Origin of the sequence: Luteolibacter sp. Y139 (genome assembly GCF_038066715.1) — a bacterium.
In the GTDB taxonomy this organism is placed as follows: Bacteria; Verrucomicrobiota; Verrucomicrobiia; order Verrucomicrobiales; family Akkermansiaceae; genus Haloferula; species Haloferula soli.
Genome location: NZ_JBBUKT010000001.1, coordinates 806,004 through 821,175 on the forward strand (window position 1 = coordinate 806,004; position 15,172 = coordinate 821,175).

The 15,172-nt window shown below is 61.1% G+C and carries 10 protein-coding genes; 5 read left to right on the top strand and 5 right to left on the bottom strand.

The genetic code is table 11. The annotated features are described in order from the left end of the window. The first annotated feature begins 95 nt into the window (after window positions 1-95). Entirely contained in the window at window positions 96-509 is a 414-nt protein-coding gene (locus WKV53_RS03450) for a hypothetical protein (RefSeq protein ID WP_341402953.1), read from the top strand. An 8-nt stretch (window positions 510-517) separates the two neighbouring features. Here WKV53_RS03450 and WKV53_RS03455 read toward each other — a convergent pair whose 3' ends face one another. Together WKV53_RS03455 and WKV53_RS03460 are read right to left on the bottom strand one after the other, a co-directional pair. Beyond that, window positions 518-1,003: a DoxX family protein gene (locus WKV53_RS03455; protein WP_341402954.1), complete on the bottom strand. Its 486-nt coding sequence runs from the start codon at window positions 1,001-1,003 to the stop codon at window positions 518-520. Window positions 1,004-1,086: 83 nt separating this feature from the next. Beyond that, window positions 1,087-2,367, bottom strand: coding sequence for a C39 family peptidase (locus WKV53_RS03460; RefSeq protein ID WP_341402955.1), 1,281 nt, complete (start codon window positions 2,365-2,367; stop codon window positions 1,087-1,089). 118 nt (window positions 2,368-2,485) lie between these two features. Between WKV53_RS03460 and WKV53_RS03465 the strand changes: the two genes are divergently transcribed. From WKV53_RS03465 to lysA, 3 genes are all read left to right on the top strand, one after another. Next, window positions 2,486-3,388, top strand: coding sequence for a helix-turn-helix domain-containing protein (locus WKV53_RS03465; RefSeq protein WP_341402956.1), 903 nt, complete (start codon window positions 2,486-2,488; stop codon window positions 3,386-3,388). Window positions 3,389-3,538: 150 nt separating this feature from the next. Further along, window positions 3,539-4,537, top strand: a complete 999-nt coding sequence (locus WKV53_RS03470; protein ID WP_341402957.1) for an aldo/keto reductase — start codon at window positions 3,539-3,541, stop codon at window positions 4,535-4,537. Between the two features lie 160 nt (window positions 4,538-4,697). Continuing rightward, on the top strand, window positions 4,698-5,990 hold the full coding sequence (gene lysA, locus WKV53_RS03475; protein ID WP_341402958.1) for a diaminopimelate decarboxylase: 1,293 nt from the start codon (window positions 4,698-4,700) through the stop codon (window positions 5,988-5,990). A 199-nt stretch (window positions 5,991-6,189) separates the two neighbouring features. Here the strand turns inward: lysA and WKV53_RS03480 are convergent, their stop codons facing one another. Continuing rightward, window positions 6,190-6,999 carry a hypothetical protein gene (locus tag WKV53_RS03480; RefSeq protein WP_341402959.1) on the bottom strand — a complete coding sequence of 270 codons (810 nt, stop codon included), beginning with the start codon at window positions 6,997-6,999 and terminating at the stop codon, window positions 6,190-6,192. Between the two features lie 43 nt (window positions 7,000-7,042). After that, complete coding sequence (locus WKV53_RS03485) at window positions 7,043-8,314, bottom strand: toll/interleukin-1 receptor domain-containing protein (RefSeq protein ID WP_341402960.1); 1,272 nt, start codon at window positions 8,312-8,314, stop codon at window positions 7,043-7,045. A 307-nt stretch (window positions 8,315-8,621) separates the two neighbouring features. Between WKV53_RS03485 and WKV53_RS03490 the strand changes: the two genes are divergently transcribed. Next, on the top strand, window positions 8,622-9,518 hold the full coding sequence (locus WKV53_RS03490) for a DMT family transporter (protein ID WP_341402961.1): 897 nt from the start codon (window positions 8,622-8,624) through the stop codon (window positions 9,516-9,518). On the opposite strand, the gene WKV53_RS03495 is transcribed toward WKV53_RS03490, so the two are convergent. Beyond that, window positions 9,510-15,170 carry a LamG-like jellyroll fold domain-containing protein gene (locus WKV53_RS03495; RefSeq protein WP_341402962.1) on the bottom strand — a complete coding sequence of 1,887 codons (5,661 nt, stop codon included), beginning with the start codon at window positions 15,168-15,170 and terminating at the stop codon, window positions 9,510-9,512. The two genes, WKV53_RS03490 and WKV53_RS03495, sit on opposite strands and share 9 nt — an antisense overlap. Window positions 15,171-15,172 lie beyond the last annotated feature (2 nt).

The following is a 15,172-nucleotide window of genomic DNA, read 5'->3' on the forward strand; positions in this document are numbered from 1 at the left end:
CCGCAGCCCGCCGCGGCAACCCCCGACCCACGCCATCCCACAGGCCCCGAAATTCCGGACTCGCCAGCGGGACATCGACCCGGTAGAAATACTTAATGATCCTGAAATATTTGACTATCTTCAGTTTCATCGCTGCCCTCCCGGCGGCACCTGTCGGTCGCGAGACCCTGCCATGGCAGGCGCTCGACGACACGGAGCTCATGCGCTTCGCAAAGCAACTCGGCGACCGCTTCGATCCCGAGGAAATCTTCGGCACCCCGGCCATGTCCCGCACCGATGGCGTGCGGGTCCGCCTCTACCCGAAGGGCACCGACGAACTGCTCGTCGTCGAGACCGTCCCCGGAAACAAGGAGTCTCCCCAGTTGGAGCACTTCCGCGCCATCCGCCTGAAACGGGCCTTCGAGGGAAAAATCGCCGGCATGGAAGCCGGCACCATCCAGACGATCTGGGAAATCTCCATGAATCCCAAACCCGCCCCGGAGAACTTGCTCCAGCGCCTCCTCAAGTAACCCGCCGCTCAGCCCGGCAGCTTCATCTTCGTCCCGCCGAAAACGTGGCCATTCCCCCGCCGGCCGATCCACCAGATGATCAGGATCGCCAGCCAGTAGCCGCCGAATTCCACGAATTTCATCGTGTAGTTCATCGGCGAGCCATCCGCGTTCCCGTGGCAGCCGCAGGCGATGTTCAGCCCCTTGCTCCACGCATGGCCGACGCCGATCGCAAAAAACGCCACCAGTCCCGCCAAGGCCCACAGCGCCCCGCGCTTCCACAGCCCCAGAATCAGGCAGGCCCCCACCACCATCTCCACCCACGGGATCGTGTAGGCGACCACCGCATCCCACGGCGCATAGACGATGCGGTAGTTCCCCACCGCCCGCGTGAACTCCGCCAGCCCCGTGTGGAACACCTTCTCCCACCCGCTCCACGCGAAATATCCCCCCAGCGCGACGCGCAAGGCGAGCGCGACCCAAGGGGCGATTTCGTTGGATTTACGGGATGCCACGGCGGGGCCTTTAGCTTAAATTGACCTTCAAGCCAAGCTCAAAGCTTGCAATCTGCCCATGCAACCCGGCACTCCCGGGTCCCTCAGGGCTTGAAAACGAAGCACAGGTAGCTCGTCGCCGCCATCTCTTCCACCCGCATCCGCCGCGGCTTGTCTCTGCCGGTCCAGCTCTCCAGGAACAACACCTCCTTCCGCTCCGGATTGTAGCCCACCACCACCGAGGCATGCAGAGGCGCGCTCTCCGTCGGCCAGGTCGCCCGCTCCGCCGCATTCGCCGGATCCGGCAAGGTCGCCGCAGGATCACGCGACAGCTGCCGCATGAACCGAGTGTGCAGCTCATTCCGCTCAAACGAAAACCGCCGCCAAACAATCACCGGCATCCCCTGCGAAATCGCCCGCGCGGCCGCGGCACCATCGAACTTCGTCGTCCGGTCCAGCCCCAGTCCCGCCTCCGCCGCCACCGCGTGATACACCTTCACCAGGTTCGCCCCATCCGCGCGCCCGGTATTCTGGAACCCCGCCGCCACCGCCAGCCAGTCCTCGTCGAGGTGCAGCCCGAAATGACGGGCCGCCATCGCCAGGCTATTCAGCCCGCAATACGGCCGATACCCCTGCGGAATCGGCTGCAAATCCGCCAGGCTCACCGTCCCATCCTCCCCGTGGGTCACGGTCTTGGCCAGCTTCGCCAAATGATCCCGCTCCGGCAGCGCCGCGATCGCCGGGTCCAGCCACTGGTCCGACTCCTCCACCGCGATGCTCACCCGCAGCAGCCGGTTGTTTGCCGCCAGCAGCCGCACGTGCTTCCCCTCCTTCTGCCACTCCTCCACCGGCATCTTCAGCCCCCGCGTCCGCCCGATCTTCGCCTCCACCGGCTTCGTATTCCCACAGGACGCCGCGATCGCCGTCCGCAGATCCGCGTGCGCATCCGTATAAATTTTCGCGAATTCCTCCTGCTTCGCCGCCATCCGCACCTCCACCTCCTTGCGCGTCTCCCGCTTGCTCAGCCCCTCCGGCAACTCCTCGTCGAAGTATCCGAAAAACGATCCCGCATCCACAAACGTCCCCTCCAGCGACTCCAGCTTCCCCTCACGCTTCACCGCACGCAGCAGCACCAGATCCCGCCCAAACAACTTCGGCCGCGCCATCAGATAAGAGATCGCCGAAGACGCCACCTTCCCCTCCTCCGTCCACTCCCCCGGCAACGCCGTCGACCCATCCCAAATCCCCGGCGCCATCAGATCCGCCGTCAGATCCTTCCCATTCAGCGGACTCTGCGCATTGAAAACCGGACTCGTGATCGAATTGGGCAAGGCCAAGGCAATCCCCGGCAGCGCCAGCACGAGAAGCAGCACGGTCTTCTTCATTCCGCTACCCATAGCTCGCATTCCCCGGAATCCAAGCCTCCACACGCATCGCCATGCGCAGCAAGACACGCCGGGAGAGTTGACCGGAACACGCCATCTGGAATCCTGCGACACGCCGATGACGCCCGATAAATCCACCGCCAAGGCTTTCCCCAACTACACGTCGGGAAGGATTGTCGCGGACAGCGAACTGCTGAACTGGCCCGGCATCTTCGTGCGCCGCCTCCGCTTTCCCCGCCAAGTGGACCGCTTCCTCGTCCCCGCCACCCCGGAGCCGCTGTTCTCGTGCGTCCTCAGCGGTACCGCGGCTTTTCGCGAACGGGACGCCGGCCAGGATTGGATCGAGCGGCAACTGACACCCGGCGACCTCTTCGTCACCCATTCCAAGGAGCCGTATGAACTCACCTGGTCCTCCCCCGCCGGCAAGGAAATCGACACCATCGTGATGCACTTCGCCGTCGACCGGTTTCTTTCCGTCCTCGACCAGTTGTTTCCCGGAAAGCGCGAGGAGATCGAAGTGATCGACTTCTTCGGCCGCGACGAGGTGGCCACGCCCCTGTTCCACGCCCTGGCAGGGATGCTCGAACAACGCGTGCCGGGTTCATCGCCACGCGTCTCCGCGATCGGCGCACTCATGACCGCCCACCTGTTAGAGAAATACACTCATGCGGCGGCTGCCAAGCCGGACTACCTCGGCGGGCTCCCGATCGGGAAACTGCGGAAACTGGAGGCCTTCGTCGGCGAATCCCTGAACGAGGAAGTTTCCCTCGACGCGATGGCCTCCGTGGTCGAGCTCAGCCCCTTCCACTTCTCGCGGGTCTTCAAGCAGACGACCGGCATGACCCCGCTCCAATTCGTCACCCGCGAACGGATCGCCCGCGCCCAGCAGCTCATGCGCGAAACATCGCGCAGCCTCATCGAGATCGGAATGGACGTCGGCTACACCAGCCCCAGCCACTTCGCTCAGGTCTTCCGTCGCCAGGTCGGCGTCACCCCCACCGAGTTCCGCAGGGAGCTCTGAAGCGCATTTGCGCAAGATCGCGACAGCGCGAGAAGGAACCCGTGAGACGCGCCCGGGGAATGCGCCTAGGGTGATCTCGTGATCGTTCTCTGGCTTTCCCGCTCACAGCGCCGCCGGATCGATCGCTTCCGATCAACCTCACATTCCCCGATGAAAAACAGAATCCTTGGAAACAGCGGCCTCGAAGTCTCAGCCCTCGGCCTCGGCTGCATGGGCATGAGCTTCTCCTACGGCCCGCCGAAGGACAAACAGGAGATGACCTCCTTGCTCCATGCCGCGGTCGAGCGTGGCATCACCTTCTTCGATACCGCCGAAGTCTACGGCCCCTTCACCAATGAAGAGTTGCTCGGCGAAGCCCTCTCGCCCTTCCGCGACAAGGTCGTGATCGCCACCAAGTTCGGCTTCGACCTCACCGGCCCCGACAACCGCCCGGGCGCCGCCGGGATCACCAGCCGCCCGGAGCATATCAAACGCGCCGTCGAAGGCTCACTCAAGCGCCTCAGGACCGACGTCATCGACCTCCTCTATCAGCACCGCGTCGATCCAAACGTCCCAATCGAAGACGTGGCCGGCACGGTCAAGGAACTGATCCAACAGGGAAAGGTGAAACACTTCGGCCTCTCGGAAGCCGGAGTTCAGACAATCCGCCGCGCGCACGCCGTGCAGCCCGTCGCCGCCCTGCAAAGCGAATACTCCCTCTGGCACCGTGTTCCCGAGAAGGAAGTCATTCCCACGCTGGAGGAACTCGGCATCGGCCTCGTGCCCTACAGCCCGCTGGGCAAGGGATTCCTCACCGGTGCCATGACCCCGGACACCAAGCTCGAAAGCACCGACTTCCGCAGCACCCTCCCGCGTTTCACTCCAGAAGCGATGGCCGCCAATCAAGCGCTCGTCGATCTGCTCGCCGACGTCGCGGCACGCAAGCAAGCAACACCCGCCCAGATCGCCCTCGCATGGCTGCTCGCGCAAAAGCCATGGATCGCCCCCATCCCAGGCACCACCAAACTCCATCGCCTTGAGGAAAACATCGGCGCGCTCTCCGTCGAACTCACCGCCGATGACCTCCACGCCATCGACACCGCCGCGGCCAACATCACCGTCCAAGGCACCCGCTATCCGGAACGGCTGGAGAAAATGACCGGCCTCTAAAACGAGGATCACGCTGGGCCAAACGACGGAGCCCTCCTTCGGCCCACCATTCCCGGGCTCCTCCCCGTCACCCCGCGCTCCCGGGAGGTCCCCGCGGAGCACCTGCGCCACCTTTCACACCGCCCTTGCCCGCCGCGCCGCCAGCGTTTACAGGCCCCGCATGCACGGATTCGCCTACCGCCAGGGCTCGCTCCACTGCGAGGACGTCAATCTCCAGACCCTCGCCGATGAGCACGGCACCCCGCTCTACGTCTACTCCGCCAATACCATCCTCGACCACTACCGCCGCCTCGATGAGGCCCTCGGCGCGATCGACCACGAGGTGGCCTACGCGGTGAAGGCAAATTCGAACCTCTCCGTCCTCCGCCTCCTCGCCGAAGCCCACGCCGGCTTCGACATCGTCTCCGGCGGCGAACTCTTCCGCGTCATCAAGGCCGGCGGCGACCCCGCCAAGTGCACCTTCGCCGGCGTCGGCAAGACCCGCGCCGAAATCGAGTACGCCCTCAAGCAGGGCATCTACTCCTTCAATGTCGAGAGCGAGGAAGAGCTCCGCTACCTCAATGAAGTCGCCGCCGCCCTCGGCGTCATCGCCCCCGCCGCCGTCCGCGTGAATCCCAACGTCGACGCCAAGACCCACAAGTACATCTCCACCGGCAAGTCCGAGAACAAGTTCGGCGTCGACTTCGATGCCATCGCCGACCTCTACGCCCGCGCCGCCCGCGAACTCTCCCACGTGAAGCTCCGCGGCCTCCAGATGCACATCGGCTCCCAGCTCACCTCCATCGATCCCTTCATCGAGGCCGTCGAAAAGGTCGCCCCCCTCGCCACCCACCTCAAGGTCACCCACGGCATCGAGTTCTGGTCCATCGGCGGCGGCATCGGCATCGTCTATCACGGCTCCCTCGACTCCGGCGACACCGGCTGGTGGGAAAGCAAGCCCGAGGGCGAGCGACCCCTCACCATCGCCCAATACGGACAGGCCCTCGTCCCCCGCCTCGAACACCTCGGCCTCAAGATCCTCCTCGAGCCCGGCCGCCTCATCGTCGGCAATGCCGGCGTCCTCCTCACCAAGTGCCTCTTCGAAAAGCGCGGCAAGGCCAAGACCTTCAAGGTCGTCAACGCCGGCATGAATGACCTCATCCGCCCCGCCCTCTACGAAGGCCACCACGAGATCGCCCCCGTCAAGCAACCCACCGCCGACACCGGCATCCGCAAGGTCGACGTCGTCGGCCCCATCTGCGAAAGCGGCGACTTCTTCTGCCAGGACCGCGAGCTCCCCGACTTCCAACCCGGCGAAACCGTCGCCCTCCTCAGCGCCGGCGCCTACGGCTTCGCCATGGCCTCCAACTACAACTCCCGCCCCCTCCCCGCCGAAATCCTAGTCGACGGCTCCACCGCCCGCATCATCCGCAAGCGCCAAACCCTCGACGACATCATCGCCGGCGAAGCGTAAGCGGCGACGAAACTCGCGAAACGAGCTAAATTCAAAGACAGAAAAGGCAGGAGGCTCTAACGGGCATCTCCTGCCTTTTCTCTTTTGATCGCTCTGCACATCGAGCGATCCCGGAGGGCACCACGGAACGTAGTGGCATCAGCATCATCGCGCCCTTGATCAGGATTACTACATCGTGAAAGGCCCACTCCTCGGTCACCTATCGTCGGAGCCCAGCTTTCTTCCCAAGGTCCCTTTCTTGGACAACGAACAGCTGACAGTCTAAAAAGACATGCGAATAAAACGCAACTCGCTCTAACGGAGTCCGCTCCTCAAGAACTCGTTGCGATAATCGCTTCGACGCAAAAGCGATATGCCGGTGCTTCTCTGCAATATCGGTCATTGCTGACGCTACCCGAAGTAGGTTCTCTTTATGCAACCCAAACTCCGAAGCTTTGCGAAATGCTCCGATCACATTTCCTTGGAATTCCTCGAAGCTGCCTGATGAATCAAGACGGCGGGGTTCGGAGCAAATATGCGGTGGTGGCGCATCCAAACGAAAAGCAACGTGATGTTCACCATCGTCGGGAAGCGCACCAATCACCGATGGCTTGATCCATAGGGACTTGATTTTCACTTCGTGCTTTAAATAGGCCTCATTCAGTTCCTGAGGAGTATGGAAAGCTGGAGCAGAATAATACACCTCCTGTCCTAGTTGCTCTAGGTCAATAAGCATTTCGTGCTGTGACGAGTGTCGCGCGGGTCGCAAGTGCATCCGGTAAAATGGCACTTTCAGAAGCCCCCTCTTGGCCTCCACTGCGCTTCGCCGCTTCATCTTGTGCGAGAGCTTGAACTGAATAAAAAGCGGCATACCAGGCCGATCCAAACGAACATCGTATCCACCACCTGGCTGCCCCTCTTGGAAAAGGGAAGGGAATACCGGTGCAGCGGTAAGATTCAAGCCATGCCAATGAATCAATTCATCGGTCAGAGCAAATCCGTAGCTAAACTCTGATATGTCGGGCTTCATTGTCAAAGATCGGGGGAAACAGGCGCGACCAATGCCGAAAGACTTACTTCGCCCCGCTTTTGCTCTCCGGATTCAGCTCATAGATTCTGAGCGCATTATTCCCTTCCGGTTGAAGCAACCAACCCAAGCGGATGAGTTCTGTAACCGCAGGCGCAAATAGAGACTTCTTCACCGACGGAGCCGCGCCTGCCGCCGTTGTATTTGGGATGAACGCTCGATAAAGCGGACCTACCGGGCTATCTCGCAGTATTTCAGTGAGGCCTTGCTCATCCTCGTTTGGATGCTGAAGAATGAGTTCCAAGAGCTCCTTTGCGAACGTTGAGTGGGGCTCTTCAAATCGGGATGCACTTTTGGCCTTTGCCTGTGCCGCCTTCGCCTTCTTCTTGGTCGCTTCATACCGAACGCGGTCGCGAACCAATTCAAGCTGACTATTGCCCAAATCACTCAAGGACGAGATCGACTGGGCATAACCGAGCTTCTCGGCAGCAAACGCGTAAAGTGCCTCCTTCGTCCAGCCCAACGGCTTCAATAAGCTATATATCGTTTTCGTCAACGTGGTGCGATAGGCTTGCGGATTGACCCGCTTAAGCTTCTTGTCGTTGCTGGCTCGGTATTGTTGGAGCCAAGACTTGGCTTCCGCGAAACGCGAGCGATCAAGAGACTGCAAGCCGTGCGTTTTGGTACCAAACTCGTCATGGAATTGGCCCCAAACAATACCGGCCCATTTGCCATACTCGGCCTTAACAACGTCGTCCTCCTGATTCACCTTTTTGGCAATTAGTCGCGTCACAATCTCATCGTGGACGTTTCTCAGTTCTTCCCGTTGCTCAGAGGTGACGTGGGATTCATCGGGAGTGAACTTCTCAATCTTCTTTTTCCGATTTTCGATCAGGATTCGGAGCCCTTTTACCACGTCCGCGAATGCTTCATCGGCGCTGTGCCAATGTTTGCTATGAATCGCATGCCCATCTTCCGGTAGAGCCTTGAATTGGCGAAGTTCAGGAACCAGCCAGTCACAAGGACGGACTATGATAGGAACGATTAGGGCCTTTCCTGCCTTTTGCTTTTCAAGAGCCTTCTTGAATTCTTTCTCATAGCAGTAGTCGGAATTGATGAACGAGGAACTGACAAGCAGGAGGAAGAGATTGGCCTTTTCCATCGCCGAAGCGACCTCTTGGTCAAGGATACCTCCGGCATCGATCTCGCGATCCGTCCAAGTTTCGAGTAACTTCTGACGTCGAAGCCCCGCCAAGTGTTGGTGCAACGAAGTTAGAAACTCAGCGTCATGATGAGAATACGATATGAACGCTTTCATCCCGCCCCCCCTAGCATCTGACTTTTCAAGGTGCAGCAAATGGACCTAACAAGATCCCAAAACCAAAATCTGGGGGACTTGCTTTTTTCGGTCTTGGGAGCGGTGGATTTTTGGACAGGCATCGAGCAACAAGATCGAGAGAAGTTAGAGCGAAATGCAATGGAGGGGGAAGAAGAAAGCGTGTCCAGATCGAACCTCAGGGGCATACATCGGCGGTTTTTACAGACGAACAACCAATGAAGCCCCGGGAGTTCAGCACCAAAGGCTCGCCATCCCAGTTCCGGCATGCAGCGTCGTCCCCACGTTTTTGAAACACTACCTCCAACTCCACCTCCTCGTCCTGCTCCTCGCCACCACGGCGATCCTCGGCGAGCTGATCTCCCTGCCCGCCGCGGGGCTGGTGATCTGGCGCACCCTCTTCGCCTCCCTCGGCGCAGCCGCTTGGGTCACCTTGGTCCGCCGCCACTCCCTCTGGCCCGGCAAAAAGTCCGCAAAGGCCTACCTCGCCATCGGCTTCATCGTCGGCCTCCACTGGATCTGCTTCTTCGGCGCGGTAAAGCTCGCGAACATCTCCGTCTGCCTCGCCGGCATGGCCACCATCTCGCTCTTCACCGCCTTCACCGAACCCCTGCTGGAAAAACGCCGCATCCGCCCCTTTGAAGTGCTGCTCGGCCTGCTCGTCGTCGCCGGCATCGGCGTGGTCGCCGGCTTCGTCGGCAAGGAACACCTGTTAGGCCTCGGCGTCGCCATGCTCAGCGCCTTCCTCGCCTCCGTCTTCCCGGTGCTGAACCGCAAGCTCGTCACCGGCGGAAGCGATCCCCTCACCATGGTCGCCTGGGAAATGGCCGGAGCCCTCACCGCCTCCTTGCTCCTCTTCCCCTTCGTCGGCGGAGGCGTCTCGCTCCTCGCCTGGAAGGACCTCGATTGGCTGTGGCTAATGCTCCTCGCCTGGGTCTGCACCGTCTTCGCCCACGGCTTCCACATCAGCCTGCTGAAGCACCTGAGCGCCTACACCATGAACCTCGCGTTCAACTTCGAGCCCCTCTACGGCATCCTCGCCGCAGCCCTGCTCTTCGGCGAGCACAAGCAACTCCACCCGCTCTTCTACGCCGGCCTCGCCACCATCCTGCTCGCAAACCTCCTGCACCCGCTCCTCGTCCACCGCATCCGCCGGCGCGCCTTGTTAGACGCGGACTCACGGTGAGGGAATCGGCCCTTCCACCAGCCGGAAGAATTTCTTCGACACCGTCCCCGGAGTCACCGGCACCGAAATCGAAGCCGTCCCGCTGTTCGCCACGAACTGCGACCCCGGCAACGCAACGAAGTCATTCAGCGTGACGCCCGCAGCGACGTGGTAAGTCTGCCCAAGCCGCAAGTTCGACACCCCGAAAGTCAGCATCGTCTTGGACGCATTGATCGAAACGATTCCGTTGCTCGGCACCAGCGTGTTGTCATCCGGACCCGCCGCAAAGTGCTGGCCCACCTCCACCGCCGTCAGCGCACCCTTCCAAATCCGCAGCTCATCGATCTTCCCATCGAAATCCGGGTCATCGAACTGCACCGCCGACCCCAGATAAAGCTGGGCAATATTGAGCGCCGCCAAAGTCTTCCCACCCATCGTCGCCGTCTGCGTAATGATACTCCCACCCACCGGACCCATCCGCAGCGTCAGCAGATCGGTCTGCGTATTCCACGTCGCGGCAAAGTAGTAGTCGACCCCATTCGTCACCGGCGCGGCCGACTTCACATTGCTTTCACCGGGACCATTGTTGATCGAAATACTGGAGACGTTCCCATCGATCAAACGCCGCGGTGTGATGTCCAGGAAGCTGAAGCCGGACCCCTGCCCCGCCATGAACACCTTCGCCCAGTCCTGATTCGTATCCTGCCTGAACCATCCCTCGATCGTCAGCGCGGTGCTTCCCTTGATCGTGCCCGCAAGTTCCGCCAGCGCTGCCCCTTGAGCCTTCGCATGATTCGTGCGCGGCGCGCCACCTGGCAGATCAAGCTTCCCTCCAGCGACCGCCGCCGTCCCCGCCAAGGTCAGGTCAGCATCGCCCACCGAATCGGTAACACCATCCACAAACGAATACCGGTGCGCCAGAATCGCCGGCGGCAAGGTCGGCACTGACCCCGGGTTGTTAGGATCCGAGCCCGCGTTGTATTCGATCTTGTCCGAATACCCATCATCATCGCTGTCAGGATCGGTAGGACTGGTATGGCTGTTATTCTGCTCCTGCAGGTTCGTCAGCCCATCGCCATCCGCGTCTCCCCCAGCCGTCAATGTCTCAAGATGGCCCGCATAGGCAAACTCCCACGCATCACTGAGCCCATCGCCATCGCTGTCTCCCGGAGGCGCATTCGGCCCAGCAGCAAAACTCGCCGCCACGCTCGATGCAGACAAGGCCCCGCGCCAAACGCGAAACTCCTCGATCTGCCCATCGAAATCCGGATCCGGAAACTGCACCGCCGCTCCCAGGAAGAACTGGTTGATCTCCACCGCCGACAAGGTTCTGCCATTCAATGAAGCCGTGAAGGTGGTCAGCGCCCCGCCCACCGGCCCCGACTTCAACGTCACCTGATCCGTCACCGGATTCCAAATCGCACAAACATAGTAGTTCGCATCGATACCCAGCGCCGTCGCCCCGATCGCCGTGCTCTCATCCGTCCCATCGTTAAAGGAAGCACTCGCCGCATTGCCACTCGTCCCGCGCCGCGGCGTGATATCCATATACTCCCCTCCTGAACCCCTCCCCACCATGAACAGCTTCGACCAATTCTGCGCCGTATCCTGATTGAACCACCCCTCCATGCTAACCCCCACCCCATTCTGAATCGTCGCCGCCAACGCCGTCAGCGCCGCCCCCTGCGCCGTCGCATGATTCGACCGCGCTGTGCCCCCAGGCAACTCCAGCTGCCCACCCGTCACGCTCGCCGTACCCACCAGCGACAAGTCCGCATGCCCCACCCCATCACTCGCATTCGCCGCAAACGAATACCGATGCGCCAACACCGTCGGCGGGATCACCGGAATGCTGGAGGAATTGTTAGGATTCGACCCGAGCGACACCTCGATACCATCCGAATAAGTGTCTCCATCGCTATCACGGTTCGTCGGATTCGTCCCCGCCGTACGTTCAGCCCCATCGCTCAGCCCATCCCCATCAAAATCCCCCAGCGGCGAAAGATCGGACAGATGATTCACCGTCGCAAACGACATCTCCCACTCGTCCGGCAAGCCATCCCCATCCAGATCACCCGTCGGCTGAACCGGCCCCGCCACGAAATTCGCCTGCACCTGCGCCGCACTCAACACCCCGCGCCACAGCCGCACCTCATCCACCTGCCCATCGAGATCCGGATCCGGCCACTGCACCGCCGATCCAATCCGGAATTCATTGATCGTGAGCGTCGATAGCTTCTTCCCACCCATTGACGCCGCGTAGGTGCTCAGCGTCCCACCCACCGCGCCGATCCGCATCACCAGCTGGTCCGCCAGCGGATTCCAAGTCGCACAGACATAGTAGTTCACATTATTGACCAAGGGCGCACCCGCAGCACCCCCGATCGCACGAACCTCACTCGGCCCATCATCAATCGAAATGCTCGAGACATTCCCATCCGCACCACGACGCGGCGTGATGTCCAAGTATTGGAAGTCCACCCCCTTGCCCGCCATCACCACCTTCGCCCAATTCTGGAACGTGTCCTGATTGAACCACGCCTCCATCGTCAGCGCATACGAGTCCGTGATCGTCGAAGCCACCTCCGTGAGCGCAGCCCCCTGCGCACGCGCATTGTTCACCCGCGCCGTCGCGCTCCCCGGCAACTCCAGCTGCCCGCCAACAATCGTCGCCGTCCCCTGCAGCGTTAAATGCCCGCCACCGATCGCATCGTCCGCATTGTTCTTGAAAGCATAGCGATGCACCAACCGCGGGGCCGGAGTGCTACTCGCGCTATTCGGATCCGTCCCTTCATTCCGTTCCAACAAGTCTGGGAACGTATCGTCGTCGGTGTCGGCATCGTTGGGCTTCGTGCTACCCACACCACCGTGGTATTCATCGAAGTCCGACAGCCCGTCCCCATCAAAGTCTCCCGTCCCCGAACCCGGCCCACCTCCCGCCGAAAGGTTGCCATTGAGATCGGCAAGCGAAGCCACATACGTCAGCTCCCAAGCATCCGGCAACCCATCTAGATCCGTATCCCCCGCCGGTGAAGGCCCGGCAGCGAAGTCCGCATTCACCTTCGCCTCGCTCAGCGCACCGCTCCAAATCCGGAACTCATCGATCTGCCCGTCGAAGTCCGGATCCCCGAAAAACACCGCAGACCCGAGGAAGAACTGTCCGATCGAGATATTCGCCAGCGACCTCCCACCCATAGAGCCCGTGTAAGTAGAAAGCGTCCCACCCACCGCACCGATCCGGAACGTCATTCGGTTCTGCGTCGCATCCCAAGTCGCAGCAACATAGTAGTTCGTGTCGTTCACCAGCGGCGCACCATTCACCCCACCCACCGCGACCGTCCCCGCATCCCCATCATTGCGGATCGTCATGCTGGACACGAAATTGTCCGCATTCCGCCGCGGCGTAATGTCCATGAAGTCATTCCCATCGGGCAGCCCCGCCATGAAGATCTTCGACCAGTTCTGGAACGTGTCCTGATTGAACCAGGCTTCGATCGTGATCGCGGTCGCACCATTGATCGTCGCCGCCAGTTTCGTAAGCGCTGCTCCCTGCGCGGTTGCATGATTCGTCCGCGTCGCCCCGCCGGGCAAATTCAAAGCGCCACCAGTCACCGCGGTCGTTCCCAGCAGCGTCAGATCCGCCCCCCCGATCGAATCAGTGGCACCGGAGACAAACGAATACCGATGCTTCAGCACCACCGGCGCCGTCGCTCCCGTATCATTGACCGTCACCACCACCCGCAGCACTTCATTCAGAGACGGATTCGTCGCATCCGTCACCTGCACCTGAAGCTCGAAGTCCGCCGGGTCATTCCACCCCTTCGAAAGCAGATCGAAGTCGAACTGCGAAGGATTCGCCACCGTCAGCGTCCCCGTGGAACCACCAATCGCAAACGCACCACCGGTATTCCCCGAAAGGATGCTGTAGCTCAGCGGATTCGCCCCATGATTGTTATCCGGCGTCACCGTCCCCACCACACTGCCATTCGGCGGAAACTCATCGACTGCGAAACGATCGGGCGAGATCGCCCCATTGATCACCCCATCGATCGCATAGTGCCCCAGCGACCCATAGTCCGAATAACCATCCCCGGTCACGCTTCCGCGACCCACACCATCGACACTGATCGTATAAGTCCCCGCCGTCAGATTGACGTTCGTGAAAGTCGCATTGATCCCCAGATCCGGATTCGAACTCGCCACCACCGCATTCGCCGAGTTCCGGATCTCCGCACTGATATCGAGATTGGGACCATCCGCCACCGGCTCTATCGCCAGCGTCAAAGTCCCGCCCGTCGTCTTGAACCTGAACACATCCACATCGGTACGCGTGCCAATGACACCATCATCATTGACCGTCGTGCCAAACAGCTCCAGCGGGCTCGCAGTCGCCGCCGTGTTGCCATGATCATCCACGCGGAAATCGACGTTGTTGAAAGTATCGATCACCGCCAGATCATCCTGCGTTTCGTTCGCGTTGAGATACTCACCCTTCGACCACTGCGTGAGGTTCTGATAGTAGCCCACGCCCATAATCGGCGCCCAGCCCGTGGCCCCATTCCCATGTCCGCCATAGTAGCCCACGTTCGGATTCTGCCCATCGTGGCCGAGTCCAAGCGTATGCCCCACCTCATGCGAGATCACCTCAGCCGCCGCCTTGCCCGTCGAGTAGAAGGCCCAGCACGGCGTGTTCCCGCTCCAGTTCCATGAACCAATGTAAGCCACACCACCCGCACCCGGCGCCGCATTCGTCGTGGGCGTGATGATGCACCGCTGCCGCGAAGTCTCCGGCGCATCCAGATAGACCTGCAGATCCGTGGTGATGTTGATGTTATACGGCGAGAAGTCCTCCGCCACCCGCGCCCACACCTCGCGGATCTGATCGTTGTTAGCCCCCGACGGCTCCGCATCGAAGTCCCCCCAGCCCTCCTGCGGCCCCTCCTCACCATCGAAGTCGAGGTAAACCACACCCGTCGCCCCCGGCAGGCTCTCCAGCGGAATCACCCCATTCTGATACGCCGGGATCGGCACATTCGTCGGATGCTCACTCGGCAGCAGCTCCTCCGGCGGAATCTGCGCCGCAAATTTCACGCAGCTCACCTCATCCGCATGTTCAAACACCAGCTGCGGCTCACCGCTCGCACTCTCATTGAAGACATACCCATACTCTTCCCCTGGAAAACGGATCGCACCCGCATACCGACCCGATGGAGTCCCTTCCGGCTGACGAAGGAAAATAAAGCGCCCCTCCGCAGGTTCACTCAGACGACCTTCCACCCTCACCCACTCCCCCGCGGCATCGACCTCGAAGTGCTCGATCACCAACTCCCCCACCTTCCCATCCGGCAGGGATAACCCCACCGACTTGGAAGAAGTCATCTCCGTGAACACCACCGGAGCCACCACCCCCACCATGCGCCTGCCACCCTCATGCTTCCGCCCCGCTGCACAGTCAGCGCAGTGCAGCGGATCATGAACCACCGCAGCCAAGGACGCCCGTGGAGAATCCACAGCGTCCGAACTCTCAACCGCACGACTCTCCCCACCTCTCGCGGCCGAAGAACTCGCCGGGGAGAAAAGAGACGATGAACCAGAATCGCGGCTAACAAACGGCCACAGGCCGAGAACTCCGAGCGCGATGAAGCCGGAGATCAGAAGGGGTTTTTTCTGCATCA

Excerpts from the sequence above, each read along its gene's own strand:
- WKV53_RS03450 (WP_341402953.1), top strand. The coding sequence starts at position 96 with ATGATCCTGAAATATTTGACTATCTTCAGTTTCATCGCTGCCCTCCCG.
- WKV53_RS03460 (WP_341402955.1), bottom strand. The coding sequence starts at position 2,367 with ATGAAGAAGACCGTGCTGCTTCTCGTGCTGGCGCTGCCGGGGATTGCC.
- WKV53_RS03465 (WP_341402956.1), top strand. The coding sequence starts at position 2,486 with ATGACGCCCGATAAATCCACCGCCAAGGCTTTCCCCAACTACACGTCG.
- WKV53_RS03470 (WP_341402957.1), top strand. The coding sequence starts at position 3,539 with ATGAAAAACAGAATCCTTGGAAACAGCGGCCTCGAAGTCTCAGCCCTC.
- lysA (WP_341402958.1), top strand. The coding sequence starts at position 4,698 with ATGCACGGATTCGCCTACCGCCAGGGCTCGCTCCACTGCGAGGACGTC.
- WKV53_RS03480 (WP_341402959.1), bottom strand. The coding sequence starts at position 6,999 with ATGAAGCCCGACATATCAGAGTTTAGCTACGGATTTGCTCTGACCGAT.
- WKV53_RS03485 (WP_341402960.1), bottom strand. The coding sequence starts at position 8,314 with ATGAAAGCGTTCATATCGTATTCTCATCATGACGCTGAGTTTCTAACT.
- WKV53_RS03495 (WP_341402962.1), bottom strand. The coding sequence starts at position 15,170 with ATGCAGAAAAAACCCCTTCTGATCTCCGGCTTCATCGCGCTCGGAGTT.